The 16,665-nt window shown below is 42.8% G+C and carries 12 protein-coding genes; 9 read left to right on the top strand and 3 right to left on the bottom strand.

The features are described from left to right. Positions 1-149: 149 nt before the first annotated feature. Together ABJH64_RS11890 and ABJH64_RS11885 are read left to right on the top strand one after the other, a co-directional pair. Positions 150-3,359 carry a UvrD-helicase domain-containing protein gene (locus tag ABJH64_RS11890; protein WP_348274726.1) on the top strand — a complete coding sequence of 1,070 codons (3,210 nt, stop codon included), beginning with the start codon at positions 150-152 and terminating at the stop codon, positions 3,357-3,359. Beyond that, positions 3,352-6,216, top strand: a complete 2,865-nt coding sequence (locus ABJH64_RS11885; protein WP_348274727.1) for a PD-(D/E)XK nuclease family protein — start codon at positions 3,352-3,354, stop codon at positions 6,214-6,216. Before ABJH64_RS11890 ends, ABJH64_RS11885 begins: the two co-directional genes overlap by 8 nt. Positions 6,217-6,219: 3 nt before the next feature. On the opposite strand, the gene ABJH64_RS11880 is transcribed toward ABJH64_RS11885, so the two are convergent. After that, complete coding sequence (locus ABJH64_RS11880) at positions 6,220-6,840, bottom strand: hypothetical protein (protein ID WP_348274728.1); 621 nt, start codon at positions 6,838-6,840, stop codon at positions 6,220-6,222. Positions 6,841-6,850: 10 nt separating this feature from the next. After that, on the bottom strand, positions 6,851-8,101 hold the full coding sequence (locus ABJH64_RS11875) for a hypothetical protein (protein WP_348274729.1): 1,251 nt from the start codon (positions 8,099-8,101) through the stop codon (positions 6,851-6,853). A gap of 456 nt (positions 8,102-8,557) precedes the next feature. On the opposite strand from ABJH64_RS11875, the gene ABJH64_RS11870 reads away from it, so the two are divergent. The 6 genes from ABJH64_RS11870 to ABJH64_RS11845 all read left to right on the top strand — a co-directional run bounded on the left by ABJH64_RS11870 (position 8,558) and on the right by ABJH64_RS11845 (position 14,807). Beyond that, positions 8,558-11,221, top strand: a complete 2,664-nt coding sequence (locus tag ABJH64_RS11870) for a PQQ-dependent sugar dehydrogenase (RefSeq protein WP_348274730.1) — start codon at positions 8,558-8,560, stop codon at positions 11,219-11,221. A gap of 63 nt (positions 11,222-11,284) precedes the next feature. Next, positions 11,285-12,139 carry a hypothetical protein gene (locus ABJH64_RS11865; protein ID WP_348274731.1) on the top strand — a complete coding sequence of 285 codons (855 nt, stop codon included), beginning with the start codon at positions 11,285-11,287 and terminating at the stop codon, positions 12,137-12,139. Between the two features lie 91 nt (positions 12,140-12,230). After that, a complete protein-coding gene (locus ABJH64_RS11860) occupies positions 12,231-12,599 on the top strand; it encodes a hypothetical protein (RefSeq protein ID WP_348274732.1) in 369 nt (122 codons plus the stop codon). A gap of 52 nt (positions 12,600-12,651) precedes the next feature. After that, positions 12,652-13,977 (top strand): DEAD/DEAH box helicase, encoded by a 1,326-nt coding sequence (locus ABJH64_RS11855; protein WP_348274733.1) that lies wholly within the window; start codon positions 12,652-12,654, stop codon positions 13,975-13,977. Positions 13,978-14,093: 116 nt separating this feature from the next. After that, positions 14,094-14,513 (top strand): VOC family protein, encoded by a 420-nt coding sequence (locus ABJH64_RS11850; protein WP_348274734.1) that lies wholly within the window; start codon positions 14,094-14,096, stop codon positions 14,511-14,513. A gap of 3 nt (positions 14,514-14,516) precedes the next feature. After that, positions 14,517-14,807, top strand: a complete 291-nt coding sequence (locus tag ABJH64_RS11845; protein ID WP_348274735.1) for a GNAT family N-acetyltransferase — start codon at positions 14,517-14,519, stop codon at positions 14,805-14,807. Between the two features lie 6 nt (positions 14,808-14,813). On the opposite strand, the gene ABJH64_RS11840 is transcribed toward ABJH64_RS11845, so the two are convergent. Further along, complete coding sequence (locus ABJH64_RS11840; protein ID WP_348274736.1) at positions 14,814-15,074, bottom strand: hypothetical protein; 261 nt, start codon at positions 15,072-15,074, stop codon at positions 14,814-14,816. 180 nt (positions 15,075-15,254) lie between these two features. Between ABJH64_RS11840 and ABJH64_RS11835 the strand changes: the two genes are divergently transcribed. After that, positions 15,255-16,532: an amidohydrolase family protein gene (locus ABJH64_RS11835; protein WP_348274737.1), complete on the top strand. Its 1,278-nt coding sequence runs from the start codon at positions 15,255-15,257 to the stop codon at positions 16,530-16,532. Positions 16,533-16,665 lie beyond the last annotated feature (133 nt).

Here is a 16,665-nt window from a genome sequence, read left to right as displayed (position 1 = left end):
CTGTTAGAAAAGCGGACATATAGTTAAGAAAACTTTTCTCTCTTCATGTGGGGTGAATGGTAATTATTCCGACAATTTTTGTCAATCGAATAATCATTTTGCTGGGAAACTAAGATGCCTTCTTATCTTAGTTGCCTTACTTTTTCTCTATGGAACAAAGACCTTTTATCATCTACAAATCCTCCGCTGGCTCGGGGAAAACCTACACGCTGACGCTGGAGTACCTCAAACTCGCGCTCAAAAGTCCCCATGCTTTTAAGCAAATTCTTGCCGTCACCTTTACCAATAAGGCGACTCAGGAGATGAAGGAGCGGATTATCGAGGAACTTAAAAGACTACGGCATCAGGTGAAATCTGATGAGAAGATGGATGCTGAGCTGATGAAGTCACTTCAGGTGGATGCGTCAGGGCTGAAAGTCTTGGCGCAACAGACCCTAACTGCCATTCTGCATGATTACGGTCGGTTTTCAGTGAGCACGATCGATAGTTTTTTTCAGAAAGTTGTACGTGCGTTTGCCAGAGAGATAGATCTCAATGCCAAATTCGATGTGGAGCTTGATCAGGATGCGGTGCTGGAGCGCGTAGTAGATCGGGTGGTGATGTTGGTCATGGAGGATGAATTCCTGCACAAATGGCTGGTGGATTATGCCTATGAGCAAATCCAAAACGGAAAATCCTGGGACATTCGACGAAATATTCGCGGGCTTGGCAAGCAGATTTTTGAGGAAGATTTTAAAAAATATTCTCCTGAAATAAAGGCTTTTCTGAAGGATAAGGAAAATATTACTTTACTACAATCTTTTGTAAGAGAGCGTAAAAATGAGATACTAGAAATATCAAAAGAGCTAGGGACCCAAGCCAACGCCATACGTATTGCGAATGGTTTGGAGTGGTCGGACTTTAATCGAGGGTTCATTAAAATTCTTGATAATCTTGGCGATAGAGTGAATCCTCTGCCTAAGCTTACTCCTGCCACATTAGCTAAAATAGACAACCCCGAAAGCTGGCATACCAAGTCTAGCAAGCAAATCGATGCGATATTAGCAGCTTACGATCAGGGGCTAAATCAGATTTTGCAACAGCTAGTGATCCTGACTTCCAAATGGAATACGCTTCAGGCAATTGCAAAAAATACGTACGTATATGGCGTTTTCCGAAATCTACTCGAAGAACTAACCCTGATCAAGGACGAGGAAAACATCCTCTTGATTTCAGATGCAAATGAATTTTTAAAGGAAATCACCAAAGGGAATGATACACCTTTCATCTATGAAAAAGTCGGTAATCAGTATAAAAACTACCTGATTGATGAGTTTCAGGATACTTCTGGCTTCCAATGGGATAGTTTCAAGCCTCTCCTGGAAAACTCTCTGGGAACTGGGCAAACCAACCTACTCGTGGGTGATGTGAAGCAATCGATCTATCGCTGGCGTGGTGGAGAGATGAAGTTGCTGCTGTCTCAGGTGGAAGAGGAAATCGGTAAGGAAAACATACAATTGGAGAACTTGGATACTAATTTCCGTAGCCTTCCGAATATCATCAATTTCAACAATGCCGTTTTCAAAGCTTTGCCGCAGGCCATGGAAGAGGCACTCATCTCGAGCTACGGAGTAGAAAACCCGCAAATTCTATCGCAGGCTTATTCTGATTCCTTTCAGAAAATATCTCCCAAAAAAGCCAAATCCGAGTTCAAAGGAAAAGTAAAGCTGGAATTCATCAATCCGAAGGAAGCCGAAGATGAGAGTAAATTTGACGAGATCGTATTGGATAAATTGCCTGATATGGTCATTGAGCTTCAGCAGCATGGGTATCACTTACAGGATATTGCATTTCTGGTCAGAAATAAAGCGCATGGTGAGGCTATCGCAGATCGTATGATTACGTATGCCGCGGAGCATCCAGAGTCCGAGTATCGCTTTGATGTACTTTCTGATGAATCTATGTTTTTGAATAAAGCGGCCTCAGTCAAAGCGCTGATTTCCGGCTTCAACTATTTGCACAATCCTGCGGACAAAGTTCAGTTTAAGACCATGTGGTATTACTTGGCTGTTTTGAAGGACGCGCGGATTGACCATGAATTGTTTGCGCTGGATAAAATGCCTGATTATCTGCAACAGCAGGTTTTGGATTTTCAAGGTAAGGAGATGCTAATGCTTCAGTTGCCGCTCATGGAGGCGTTGGAGGAGTTGATCAAAGTGCTTGGTTTGATGGAATTGGGACTTGAGAAAGCCTATATCTCAGGTTTCAAAGAAGCTGTATATGACTTTACTGCCAACAATCGGGCTGATCTGAGCGGGTTTCTGGAATGGTGGGAAGTCAATCAAACCAAACGAACTGTGAAAATTCCGGATGGGCACAATGCGATGCGGATTCTGACAATTCACAAATCCAAAGGACTGCAATTTAAAGTGGTGGTCATGCCTTTTCTGAATTGGATGATCTTTGATACGAGCAAAGACAATGTGGTTTGGTCACCGTTTGAAGATAGGGAAAAGGGACTTTCCGCTATTATTCCATTGACGTTGAATGCAAATTTGGCTGAGTCTGATTTCCGAGAGACTTATGCAGAAGAGGCCACGATGGCTTATCTGGATAGTTTGAATATGCTGTATGTCTCGCTTACTCGCGCTGAGGATGTGTTCATAGGATATCTTCCGTATAAGGAGAAGATTATATCGCAAAATTACATTGAGGTTCAGCTACAGCAATTAGTACAATCGCCTACACTTTTGGATGAAGGGTTGAGCCTTATTTCTTACTATGACCCAGAGTCAAAAGTGTTTGAATATGGCAGTTGGCCTGAGAATCAGCAGAAAACATTAATTCCCAAAAAAGCTCCAGAATTACGCTGGACTTATAAAAATTGGTCAGAAGTCCTGACCCTTAAGAAGTATGCGGTGGACTTTTCGGAGGAGGGATTGGAGCAGCGGAAAAAGCAGAAGTTTGGATTGATCGTGCATGAGATCTTGGAATTATCAGCTGATCAACCATCAGCGCTGCAGAACTTGCAAACTTTCTATTTCGAAGGAAGATTGAATGAGGAGGAAAAGCAGCTCGTGGAAAGACAGTTGGACCAGCTTTTTACAGATCCACTTTTTGCTTCCTGGTTTGGGAAAACAGGGGTTCTTCTGGCGGAGCAGGGGATTTTACTACCTGGCGGAAAGCAAAAGCGACCAGACCGAATTATTCTTACTCAAACCGAAGCAGTGATCGTAGATTTTAAAACTGGCGAAGCACAGCCTCGCTATGCCACTCAGGTGAAGGAGTACATGGATTTAGTGGAAAAGCTATCTCAGAAGTCCACTAAGGGCTATTTATGTTATTTAGAAACGGGAGTCATCGAGGAAGTATATGCATAGTTTTTTAAGAAATACAGCAAAAGAGATCCTCGAAAGTGGAGTGGATCTTCAAAAGCTAACCGTTGTTTTGCCGAATAGGAGAGCGGGTTTGTTTTTTACCCAGCACCTAGGAAGTTTGATCACGGCGCCGACTTGGATGCCTGAGGTTAAGACCATAGAGGATATTTTCTATGAATTGGCTGGAAATCGACCTGCAGATGATCTGACGCTGATCTTTGAATTGTACCGTGTTTATCAGGATCTCAATCCAGAAGCGGAAACTTTTGATCGGTTTTATTTCTGGGGAGAAATGATCCTCAAGGACTTTAATGACTTGGATCAGTTCATGGCTGATGCTGATAAATTATATCATCACCTGTCAGAAATCAAGGAATTAGAGTCGGACTTGAGCTTTCTGAATGAGAGTCAAGTTGAATTAATCAGGCAATTTTGGTCTTCATTCATCCGTCAGGATAGAGATCATCAAGAGAAGTTTTTGAAGTTCTGGCAGTTGCTCAGTCCGCTTTATACCAGTATCCAAGCTTCTTTGGCCGTTTCTGGACTGGCTTATTCCGGGATGTTGTATAGAAAAGTGGCAACTAGTTTGGCAAGTATTCCTCGTCCTGAGAATACCTATCATTTTGTGGGTTTCAACGCTTTTACCGGAACTGAGGAAGCCTTGATTAAGCATTACATCACCTCTTTTGATGCTAAAATCTATTGGGACGTAGATGGGTATTATTTGGACGATAAGATGCAGGAGGCAGGGTTATTTTTCCGTGAGTACCAAATGGACAAAATCTTTGGACCAACTTTTCCAAAGGATATTCCAACTCATATCGAAAACCGAAAGGCAAACATCAAGACGTATGCAACACCTCTTAAAACCAATCAGGCGAATTTAGTAGGAGCCATCCTGGAGAAAATACCTGCCGGAGAAGCCTGGGAGGAAACGGTAGTGATTTTGCCAGATGAGCAGATGCTTTTTCCCGTCCTGCATTCACTGCCTGATCAGGTGGATAAGGTGAATGTGACCATGGGGTATCCAGTGAAAAATGCGCCTGTTTATTCCTTTTTGGAAGCTGTACTGGAGATGCAGCGCTTTATCAAAATCGAAGAGGGGAAGCTTTTATTTTATCATGTGGCAGTCAAGAATCTATTGAGTTCTATTTACTTGAAGGATGAAAATCCGGGCTTTTCTGAAAAGCTGATGGAGGAGATGCAGGGCATGAACCAGATTCATGTAACTGCTGATAGACTTCATCAAGGGGGACAATTATACCAGTTGATCTTTCAAAAGCTAGAAAATGATGCTCTGTTTTCCTACCTGGCGCAGCTGATGGAAGCTTTAGCTGAGCGTCTGAAAGAGGAACCTTTGCAGCGCTCGTATCTGTACCAGTGCTTTAAGCAGTTGACGCGACTGCGTGAGATTTTTGCCGGACAGGATATTTTGTCCATCAATCGGGAGTTTTTTATTCGTCTTTTTCGTCAGATTTTCCGGGAAGTGAAATTACCATTTGAAGGCGAACCGCTCCAAGGTCTGCAAATCATGGGGGTATTGGAATCCCGGAACCTTGACTTCAAGCGTGTCATCATTTGCAATATGAATGAAGATAGTTTTCCTCCTGCCGCCGGTCTGAATTCCATGATCCCTTTCAACATCCGCAAAGCTTTTGGCTTGCCCGTGCAGGAGCAAAATGATTCGATTTATGCCTACACGTTTTATAGACTTTTGCATAGTGCAGAGGAAGTTCACATGATTTATACCACGGCATCTGATCAGGGAAAAGCTGGGGAAAAGAGCCGCTACCTTCAGCAGATGGGAGTAGAGCTTGGCAGAGAATTGGAAGAGGAGGTCATCTATATTCCTATTGACCAAAAGTCTCCAGAAGCGATCACGATCCAAAAAGATGCAGAAGTGCTAGGTTTGCTGGACAAGTATTTGATCGATGAAAGTGGAGAATCCAGGACATCTTTTTCTCCGTCAGCGCTTAGTGTTTTTCTGGATTGCAAATTGAAATTCTACCTTCAGTACCTGGCGAATATTCAGGAAAAGCAGGAGGTAAGTGAGGAAATTGATGCAGCGGTTTTTGGGAATTTGGCGCACCTAAGCATGGAGATTTTGTATCAAAATTTTGCGAAGCGAAAAAACAGAACTGTGCTAGAGAAGGCTGATTTCGAAGACCTGGCAAAAAACTGGGTTTTTCCTGCCATCGAGCTTGCTATTCGCAAATTTTACCATTTGGAAGAACAAGCCGATACGAAGTTGAATGGGCAAATGGCAATCGCCCGGGATGTGCTTCAGAAATATCTGCATCAGATTTTGAAAGTGGATGAGGCCTCGGCTCCCTTTAAATTGATTTCTCTGGAAAAGGAGAAAGTTTATAAAGCGGGACTCTCAATCCATACTGCGGCAGGTGAGCGCAAAGTTTCCCTGAAGGGCATTATCGATAGAGTGGACGAGCATAAAGGTTCGGTAAGACTGATTGACTACAAGTCAGGCCAGGACAATAAGGCTTTCCCGGATATTCCTTCACTTTTTAATAGGGATAATAAATCTAGGAACAAAGCCGCGATGCAAACCATGTTTTATGGATTGATCTATCAGGCTACTGTTCCAGAAAACACCTTGCCGCTAAAGCCCGCGATATTTAACCTTCGGGAGATGTTTGAGGATGATTTCAATCCTTATTTGCAAGAGAAATTGCCAAGAAGGGAGGGAGTAGAAGTGAATGATTATCGGCAGTATGAAGCAGAATATAGAGCTGGCTTAAAGGAGCTTTTAGAGGATATTTATAATCCATCATCTCCATTCGACCAAACCAATGATTTGAAAAAATGTGAGTATTGTCCTTACAAAGAGATCTGCGGGAGGTGAATTTTAAAACATCAATCCAGCTCTGACTACAAAGCTGTGGTAGTGGTAGCTAGTTTCTGTCAGAGAACTATAGCCTGGAGGTAGTTTGTCTGAAGCGATTGTTTGGGTGTCAAACGGGGAACGAACGCCAAAAAACTGAGAGAATTGCTGGCTTTTGTAGGCAACACTGAGTGAAAGGGCAGTGCTTCCTTTTCTGGCAGGAAAACTTATTCCCATCGATGGACTGAATAGAAATCCACCTTCAAACCAACTTTTGCTCCATTCATTGCTTTCTTTTTTCTCCAAAATAGCTGAGCCGCCACCCATATCTAAACCAGCAAAAAGCTTGGGTTTATCCTCTTTTCCTAGAAAACCCCTCCATCCCAGCGCAAGAGGAATCAGCGAGGTTTTTTCATATTGATCGAGTCCCGTGACAAAACCTATCCTATGACTTCTGGTGAGGCGGACGCCGTTGAAGATCATGAAAGTGACATCAAATCTATCCTCATGATTTCCGTCCCATTGCTCTACTCCGTGTCCGTACAGAAAGCCGATTTCGGCCTGTCCAAAATATTTTTTTTCCTGAGCCTGAAGACTAAGGAAAGTGAGAAATAGGCCGAAAAAGAGGTGCAGAGAGCGTTTCACGGGGAAGGATTTAATAGAACTTGACAGGATTTTTCACTTGGATACAACTGAGTTTTTTCAACTGAGATGGTTTGCTATAATCATATTGACATACGCCATCTGCACCGATTACAATGAGAGATTTGGGCCCCGGGATCAGATCCACTGATTTTTGATTGGTCAAAAACTCCAATTGGTTTTGGTCAATAGCCATCACATTATTAACCTTGAAGCTCTTCAGCCCATGTGTCCCTTCGGCTAGGTAAAGGTAGTCTCCAGCCAAGCCCAATCCGTGTGGGTTTAGCATAGGATAGGCTTTCAAAAGTTTTGGGCTATACAAATTTTTGATATCGATGATCTGAAGTTCATTCGAACCATTTCTGCAAGTATTCCCATTTCTGAGCGTTACAAAAGCATAGTCAGAATTCACGACTACAGGATCGCAGGCTTGTAAATGACTGTAAACGGCCATCCTTGTAGGAGAATTTGGCGTGCTGGCATCGTAGATATGCATGCCGGTATTAGAACCGATAAACAGTTTGTCTTCAAAGGGGAAGATCGTTTCGATTCCCCAGCCTAGGTCAATTGGTTTTACAAAGGTTGGATTCTCTGCGGTTTTCACATCAAAAACGCGCATTGTAGATTCATCTACGGCGTATAGGTGTGAATTTGAAAGGGTGAATCTAGCCATGGATCCTCCTGTGCCGTAGCTTTGAGCAGCTGCTGATAAGTTAGCAGAGAAGCTCATCCGTGAATCCATCAGCCATCCACCGTGAGTTTGCCAGCTAGGCATATCTGTAGTGATAACGGTGTCTCGGAATGTGATGACCTCGCCCGTAGCATGGCTATACATATGAGTGAAGACATCTTCTACACGCTTGACTAGCTTTATATTATTAATATTACTTATGTCAAATGCCAGGAGATCCACATAATTGTCTGCGTAAAGAATGTTGCCATTCACCGCCAAATCCACATTACCTGCTATTGGAATAAAACTCAGATTGATTGGGTTGGATGGGTTCTTATTATTCAAAATATGAATTCCTTTGGTAGGTTCATTAATAAAAAGGTAGTCCTCGAAAATGTAAATTTTGCCGGGATTGTCCAGAGGCTGTGCTGGTTCAGTGCTGATTATTCTCGCTCTTATGTCGCTCATTTCCAGATATACTGGCATCATGGTGCGGTAGGTATAAGTGGATTCCATTTCATCTTGGCAAGAGGTGAATAGAAAAATAGATAATACGATAAGGAGTGGGAGGTAGAATGGGGAGGATTTCATACAACTCAGGTTTAGTGATGCAAATTACACATGACTTGTACGAAGCCAAACAATAATTCGCTACAGAGATCAGATTTAGAATATGATTTTTTTGGATGAGTCGTTTTCAAGAGAACTAGTAAAAATAGCCCATTCTAATCGGAGGCTTGATTTTCACTTCTTTTTCAAAAAAAGTGGACAAATAGTTTTTGGTTTTTTAGAGCTGGTGATCCTACATCTTCCATTCTAACATCCTATGAATATCCCCTTTTCTTCCAGTAAACAAGTGAAAGCAATCTAGGAAATAATAGACTTAATAATTGCGGCCATTTAGGTCAAAGGTCTTCCGATAAAATAAGTAACGAAGCTGCGGTGACGGGCAAGATTGCGGATAAGCATATAACCTTTAATCATATTCTCCTGTTGAGATTTTCAGATTTCTTTACCTTCAAGATTCTTTAAAATCAAAGACACCTTATGAGAAAGTACCTGCTTTTGTTCGCAGTCTGTAGTTTGAGTTTTTGGAGTTGCAACAGCAAGCAAGAAGATCCTTTTGCTACGGTTAAGCCGGATGAATCCAGATTTACAAAAATTCCCTTGGCTGGCAATTTCAATGAACCGATGGAAATCGAGGTGTTGGATAACGGCGATGTCCTGATCATCGAACGGCATGGGAAATTGAAATTATATGAGGCAAAAACCGGTATAACCACAGTCGTGGGTGAATTGAATGTGTTTCCTGAGCGAGAAGATGGCTTGATGGGCATGGCGAAGGATCCTGATTTTGCGAAAAACAACTGGTTGTATCTTTACTATGCCCCAGCTTCGGAAGCGGCTTTGAATAGGCTTTCAAGGTTTGATTTTGTGGATAATAAGCTTGACTTGGACTCAGAGGTGAAAATTCTCGATATCGATCTTTTCAGAGGTTGCTGTCATTCTGGAGGCGGATTGGAATTTGATTCTGAGGGAAATTTATACTTAGGAATAGGGGATGATTCTACGCCTTTTGAATCCAGTAATTTTAATCCCATCGATGAACGTCCCGATCAACCTAAGAACGTGGATGCTCAGAGAAGTTCAGGAAACACCAATGACTTGCGAGGTGCGATTCTTAGAATCAAGCCAAATCCTGAGGGCGGATATTCCATTCCTGAGGGAAATCTTTTTCCGGTAGGAACCCCTCAAACTCGCCCAGAAATCTACATCAAAGGCAACAGAAATCCATTTAGGTTTTCTATCGATTCTCGAAACGGCAATTTGTTTTGGGGTGAAGTGGGGCCTGATGGGTCGGAGGATAAAGAAGGTCGCGGTCCACGAGGCTATGATGAAATTAACGTGGCAACAGGCCCTGGCTATTACGGTTGGCCTTATTTCGTGGGAAATAACTATGCGTATTGGAAGTATGATTTTGCTACCAGTGAGAGCTTGTATCAGTTTGACCCGAAGGCTCCCAAGAACACTTCTCCAAATAACACCGGGATGGAAATCCTTCCCGAAGCTCAACCTCCGCTGATTTATTACCCTTATGCAGAGTCCGAGGAATTCCCAATGCTCGGACAGGGAGGAAGAAATGCCATGGCTGGTCAGGTGTATTATCGGGAGGATTACGAAGCCTCGGACGTTAGATTTCCGGGATATTATGATGAAAAATTATTCATCTACGATTGGATGCGTAATTGGATTTTCACGGTGAGCCTGACGGAAAACTTCGAATACGATACCATGGAGCGTTTTATGCCGGAAACTCACTTTGAGAAGCCTATGGACATGCAGTTTGGGAAAGATGGGTCTCTATATGTGTTGGAGTATGGTACTTTCTGGCGTGCGAATAACGATGATTCCGGCTTGTACAGAATCGTTTTTTCCGAAGGAAATAGAAAGCCTGAAGTGAAAATCTCGGCTGATCAGATAGCAGGAGCGGCGCCTTTTACTGTACGATTTTCTTCTGCTGGCACACAAGATCTTGACGCAGAGGATCAGGTGAAACTGAGCTGGGAGTTTGGAGAAAAGGGGTCCACTTCCACAGAGCAGAACCCTACCCATACTTTTGAGCAGCCAGGTGTTTATAAAGTGAAACTGACGGCTACAGACTTGAAAGGAGAATCCGCAAGTTCCTTCATAGAGGTGAAAGTCGGGAATGAAGCACCGGAAGTTTCTATTGACTGGGGAGGAAATCGAAGTTTTTATTTTGGTGAGGAAACAGTGAATTATACCGTCTCCGCGACCGATAAGGAGGATGGCAAGATTGATCCGGCCCAAATCAATTTTACGATTGATTACCTGGAAAGCGGATACGATCTCATAGAAATGGGGCATCAGGAAGAGATCCTAAGCATTGGTGAAACTTACCTCAATGAAGCGGGGTGCAAAGCTTGCCATGGGATCAACAATAAATCGGTGGGGCCGGATTATACTTCGGTTTCCGAGAAATACAAAGATGATCCCAATGCAAAATCGTATCTGATCAATAAAGTCAGAAATGGTGGCGCAGGGGTTTGGGGAGATCAGATTATGCCAGGTCATACCCACTTGGATGAGAAGAAGGTTGGGCAAATGATGGATTTTATTTTGGGAATTGCCAATCCATCTGCAATCTCAGGATTACCTGCTTCGGGAAGGTATGCATTAGACAAAACCGAAGATCCAGAGGGTTTTTACATGATTCAGGCTTCTTACCAAGATCGAGGAGCCAATGGAATTCCTGCTATCAAGACGACCAAGCAATTGAAATTGAGGAATACAAGGGTTTCGGCTTACAGTGCTGATGGTTTGGAAGGAGCAGCGAGAGCAAATCCAGAGGATGAGCATTATGTGCAGTTCACCGAATCTGGATCTTGGTTGCTGTTTAGAGCTATTGACCTGAGTGAGATCAACAACATCACACTTTCCATCATGCCCGGAAATACCGTTGGTAAAATTCAAGTTCGGGCTGGTTCACCTGATGGTGAACTATTGGCGGAATCCGATATGCTAACTAAGAATTCACGCCCGGCCTCAGGGCCACAGGTGGGTTGGTTTGAGGTTCCGTTCAGCATTTCGGCGACTGAATATTTTGGTGATTTGTATTTCGTTTATGTCACAGAAGAGCCGATTTCGATCTGGAGTACATTTAACCTGAGCACGTTACATTTTGTGAAGTAAATGTAACAATCTTCTTAGTTTATAGTTAAAAGAGGTAAGACAAACCACTAACCAACTATTACTATGAAGATTCTTAAGCTTATAATTCCACTAGTTTACCTAGTCCTAAGTATCCCGACATTTGCTCAGACCACTGATTCTTTGGGAGAAAAAGAAAAGAAGCCTTTCGAGTTCCGCGCCGTTGCTGAATTGGGTTTTTTGTCTGTTTTGAGCCACAAAGTGCAATTTGGTCAAAATGGGACCTATTTTGATTACAAAAAAGACGGGGGACAAAATGTGCTTTTTCCGGTGGGGAGAGTTTCTCTGGAACTGGATATCAAGGAGCGGAATACATTTATTTTGCTTTATCAACCACTGACTATTCAAACCCAGGTGTTATTGAATGAGGACATTGTGGTGGATGATCTGGTTTTCCCCGCAAATACTTCGGTGGATTTACTTTACAATTTTCCTTTTTATAGGATTTCCTATCTGAGGGAACTGCTTCCGAACAAGCCTAGATTTGCTTTAGGAGTGGGAGGTAGTGTTCAATTGAGGAATGCGACTATCACTTTCGAGTCCACGGATGGCGAAAGATTCCGCACCAACCGGGATGTGGGAGTAGTGCCTGCTTTGAAAGTTCGATCGAGGTATGATCTGTCGGAGGTAGTTTACTTGGAATTAGAAGCCGATGGTATCTATGCCCCGATCAGCTACCTGAATGGGAGCGATAATGAAGTGAAAGGTGCGATTTTGGATGCCAGTATTCGATCTGGTCTGAAGGTGACTAAGGATATAAATGCATTTTTGAACCTGCGGTACCTAGGAGGTGGGGCAGTTGGGACTTCGGAAGATGAATCAGGACCGGGAGATGGCTACGTGAAAAATTGGCTTCACTTTATGACTGTTACTGCTGGCTTGTCCTATAGGTTCAATTAAAAGTGACTTTCCAGGTGGGCGTTTGAATTAATCAGATGCCCTCTGTTTTTTTAGAAACTATTTCTTTAAATTTCTTCAAACTTTTTATCCAATGGTCATCGAGAAAAAATATTGTTTGCACTGCAATGCGCCGATTCAGGGAAGAATTGACAAAAAATTCTGTGATGATAATTGTAGGAATTCGTACAACAATCAGCAAAATGCCCTTACCACTAATTACATCCGCAGAGTAAATCACAGCCTAAAAAAGAATAGAAATATTCTAGAAGGTCTTATTCCGACCGGGGAGGAAATGGCTAAAACCACGCGCGATAGACTGCTCCGAGATGGTTTCCAGTTCAAATATTTCACTCATCTCTATGAAACTAAAAAGGGTAATGTCTATCATTATTGTTATGATTATGGAGTTTTGGCACTAGAAGGTGATTGGTTTTTGGTGGTAAAAGGCAAGGAAGTTTAGAGCCAAGTGGGGAATAGCCCGCATACCTCAGAGTTAATTGGTACTTTTGTGGGTGTCAGAAAAACTACCAAATTACACCGCCCAATATCTCAAAGCACTTTCGATTGACAGTCTCAACGAAATGCAAACGGAGTTTATCTCCAGAGCTGCCAAAAACCCTCACCTCGTACTTTTATCTCCCACAGGATCAGGCAAAACAGTAGCTTTCTTGCTCCCTCTACTCAATTCATTGAAGGAAAATGTAAGGGAAGTTCAGGCACTGATTATTGTCCCATCTCGTGAATTGGCGATTCAGATCGAGCAAGTTTTCAAAGGAATGAAATCTTCTTTCCGAGTGAGTACGGTTTATGGTGGACACTCATCCAAACTAGAGTCAAACAGCCTGGGAGAAGCTCCAGACGTGATTATCGGTACGCCGGGAAGACTGGCAGATCATATAGAAAGAGGTTCTTTTGATCCGAAAACTATCCAATCGGTGGTGTTGGATGAGTTTGATAAATCACTACAAATGGGCTTTCATGAACAATTAAGAGTGATCTTTGGAGCACTGAATGGTCAGCAAAGACATTTACTTACTTCAGCGACTGTTTTAAAAAAGCTACCTGACTTCCTTCCTTTTGTCGATCATCGCACGGTCAACTTTCTGAAAGATGTTCAAGAATCTAAGCTAGAACTGAAGATCGTTCACAGTTCCAGCAAGGAAAAAGGAGAAACGCTGATGCGCTTGGTGGCTGAGTTTCAAGATGAGTCCTGTATCGTTTTTTGCAATCATCGGGATGCTGTAGATCGATTGAGCGTGTTGTTAAACGACTACGATTACTTTCATTCAGTTTTGCATGGAGGATTGGAGCAGATCGATCGTGAGAAGAATTTGATCAGATTCCGAAGCAAAGTCACCAATTTATTGATCGCCACCGACTTGGCTTCACGCGGCTTGGACATTCCTGAGATCAAGCATGTGGTGCATTACCAATTGCCGCCGAAGGAAGATGCTTTTATCCATAGAAATGGACGAACTGCCAGAATGCATGCTGAAGGTCAATCGTATTTAATCTTGGCAAATGATGAATCAAGACCTGAATACATCGAAGAATTTATAGAAGAATATAAGGTTGGAGAAAAGCTCGTGCCCCCGGTACCTCAGGAATGGACTTGCCTCTATGTGAGTGCAGGTAAAAAGGACAAGGTGAGTAAGGGAGATATCGTAGGGATGCTCACCAAAAAAGGTGGGCTGAGTAGTTCTGAGATAGGTCTGATTACGATTATGGACTTTGCTTCTTACGTGGCGGTGAAAAGTAATTTGGTACAGAAGCTAATGCCGAAGCTGAAGAACGAGCGAGTGAAGAAGGTAAAGGTGAAGATCGAGGAAGCGAATTAGTTTTCAGTTATTGGTCACAGCTTTCGGGCGGTGGGTCAATCCTTATTCCTGATTTTGTATTTTGGTATAGGTGCTTTTTCTTTAATTTAAGAGATCATTAAACTTTAGGAATTCAGATGAAAAAGCGTGTGACAGGAATCGGAGGGATATTTTTCAAAGTAAAAGACCCTGGCAGAACCAAGGCTTGGTATCAAACTCACCTAGGTCTCACTACCGATGCGTATGGTGCTACATTTAGGTGGAGGCAATATGAGAACTCTAACAAAAAGGGTTTCACCCAATGGTCACCGATGAAGGATGATACGACTTATTTTCAGCCATCGGAAAAGGAATTTATGGTAAACTACCGCGTGGAGAATTTGGTGGAATTGGTGGAGGAGCTGAAGGCTGAAGGGGTGACAATTCTAGATGAAATAGACGATACCGAATACGGGAAGTTTGTACACATTCTCGATCCTGATGGACACAGTATTGAGCTGTGGGAGCCAAAGGATGAGGTTTATGATGAGATGACTGACGGAAAAACAACCAGTTGAGATATGACTGAGATAAAAATTCAACATGATTTTGATGGCAAACGAGGTTCATTTTTCATCTTAGAAGACTCTATGCGCATAGCTCAAATGATCTATGTAACGAACGGATCAAAGAAAATGATTATAGAGCACACCGAGGTGGACGAAAGTATGAAAGGTCAGGGCATAGGCTTAAAAATTTTGAGAGAACTTGTTCAGTTTGCCAGAAAGGAAGAAATCAAAGTCATACCACTCTGTCCATTTGCAAAAGCCATGTTCCAGAAAAAAGGAGAATTACAGGATGTACTTAACTGAGACTCCTTAAAAAAATGCTGTCCAAATTATCCAGGCAAGGGTGAGAATGACTACAATGGCGAAGAAATAGCCGCTTTTGGAACCAGATGAATAACGGTTCATTCTGAACTTAATGCTGTCATCTATGCTTTTCAGATCAGCTTTATCCATGTTTTTATCTCGGGAGACCCCATCTGAACTCGTAAGTTTTGGGCGTATTTTACCCAAGTTCCGATTATCCTTGGACGTTTTGTTAGCTGAAGAAATAAACCCGGCTCCTCCTGTCATAGCTTTTTAAATATGCTCCAAAATACCTTTTCTAATTTAGATAAAAAAGCGTTTAGTTGATAAGAATTGAGTCAAAACAATTTTAACCAAGATTGTCATATCTCCTTAACTTATCCAATGGTTGATTTAATCTGATGATTTTTGATTAAACTGCCTCTGGATTACCCTAGCACAAATTGTATGAAAAAACTTATCCTAACAGGCATTTCGCTGATTATCTCCTTCGGTCTCTTTGCGCAGAAAACCTACATTCATGCCGGTCAATTCGTAGATGTGAAAACTGGAAAAATTCTCAAGGAACAGACAATCGTAGTAGAAGCTGAAAAGATAGTAGCTGTAAGTCCGGGATATCAAACCGGAGGAAAGGAAGATTCAACTATTGACCTGAAGGATAAAACGGTGCTGCCTGGGCTAATGGATATGCACGTGCATATTGAAAGCGAAACTAGTCCAACTCGCTACGCAGATGGATTTCGAAATAACGAAGCGGATATCGCTTTTCAATCTCTTCATTTTGCAGAAAAAACTATCATGGCGGGCTTTACGACGGTCCGCGACTTGGGAGGTTCTGGCGTAAACATAGCCCTAAGAAACGCAATAAACTCAGGAAGAGTCTTGGGTCCGAGGATATATACGGCAGGAAAATCCATAGCACCTACTGGCGGACATGCCGATCCTACGAATGGAGTAAGACGAGAATTGATGCGCGATCCGGGACCAGATGAGGGGGTGATAAATGGGCCTTATGAAGCGAGAAAGGCTGTTCGTCAGCAGGTGAAATTTGGGGCAGATCTGATCAAAGTGACCGCCACTGGAGGAGTGCTTTCTGTAGCGAGAGATGGCTCTGCTCCGCAATTTGCTCAAGATGAATTAGACGCAGTGGTACAAACGGCCAGTGATTTTGGAATCATGGTGGCAGCTCACGCACATGGAGACGAAGGGATGCAGCGTGCGATCAATGCTGGTGTGACTTCGATCGAGCATGGTACGATGATGTCTGATGAAACGATGGAGCTGATGAAAACGAAAGGCGCATGGCTCGTCCCTACGATTACGGCAGGAATGTCGGCTGCAGCTTTTGGAGAAATTCCGGGGTATTACCCAGAGGTGGTCGCGGAAAAGGCAAGAAGGATTGGCCCACAGATTCAGGCTACTTTCAAAAGAGCGTATGAAAAAGGAGTGAAAATAGCTTTTGGAACAGATGCAGGAGTTTTTGCACACGGCGATAATTACCGGGAATTTATATACATGACCGAGGTGGGGATGCCTGCTATGGAAGCACTTCAATCCGCTACGATCACCAATGCCATTTTCATGGGAATTGAAGATAAGCTGGGTTCTATAGAGGTTGGTAAACTTGCGGATATCATCGCCGTGGATGGAAATCCAGTTCAAGATATCAGCGTCATGAAGGATGTAGTATTTGTCATGAAAGAAGGGGAGATCATCAAAAAGTAAATGGTGTGAGCTATTTAGAGACTATGGTTTTTTACCTCTTTTCTTCTCACGTGAAAAAGCAAAATTCCTATTCTACAATCTTGTTCCATGCATCAAACTTTCCGTGCATTCTAATCATTCATTCCGTACCCGA

The sequence above is a fragment of the Algoriphagus sp. genome, from assembly GCF_039969895.1.
Taxonomy (GTDB): Bacteria; Bacteroidota; Bacteroidia; order Cytophagales; family Cyclobacteriaceae; genus Algoriphagus.
The sequence above is the reverse complement of the archived record's forward strand: the minus strand, read 5'-3'. Positions and strand labels throughout refer to the sequence as shown.

Coding starts and splice junctions, on each gene's coding strand:
- ABJH64_RS11890 (WP_348274726.1), top strand. CDS start 150: ATGGAACAAAGACCTTTTATCATCTACAAATCCTCCGCTGGCTCGGGG.
- ABJH64_RS11885 (WP_348274727.1), top strand. CDS start 3,352: ATGCATAGTTTTTTAAGAAATACAGCAAAAGAGATCCTCGAAAGTGGA.
- ABJH64_RS11875 (WP_348274729.1), bottom strand. CDS start 8,101: ATGAAATCCTCCCCATTCTACCTCCCACTCCTTATCGTATTATCTATT.
- ABJH64_RS11870 (WP_348274730.1), top strand. CDS start 8,558: ATGAGAAAGTACCTGCTTTTGTTCGCAGTCTGTAGTTTGAGTTTTTGG.
- ABJH64_RS11865 (WP_348274731.1), top strand. CDS start 11,285: ATGAAGATTCTTAAGCTTATAATTCCACTAGTTTACCTAGTCCTAAGT.
- ABJH64_RS11860 (WP_348274732.1), top strand. CDS start 12,231: ATGGTCATCGAGAAAAAATATTGTTTGCACTGCAATGCGCCGATTCAG.
- ABJH64_RS11850 (WP_348274734.1), top strand. CDS start 14,094: ATGAAAAAGCGTGTGACAGGAATCGGAGGGATATTTTTCAAAGTAAAA.
- ABJH64_RS11845 (WP_348274735.1), top strand. CDS start 14,517: ATGACTGAGATAAAAATTCAACATGATTTTGATGGCAAACGAGGTTCA.
- ABJH64_RS11840 (WP_348274736.1), bottom strand. CDS start 15,074: ATGACAGGAGGAGCCGGGTTTATTTCTTCAGCTAACAAAACGTCCAAG.
- ABJH64_RS11835 (WP_348274737.1), top strand. CDS start 15,255: ATGAAAAAACTTATCCTAACAGGCATTTCGCTGATTATCTCCTTCGGT.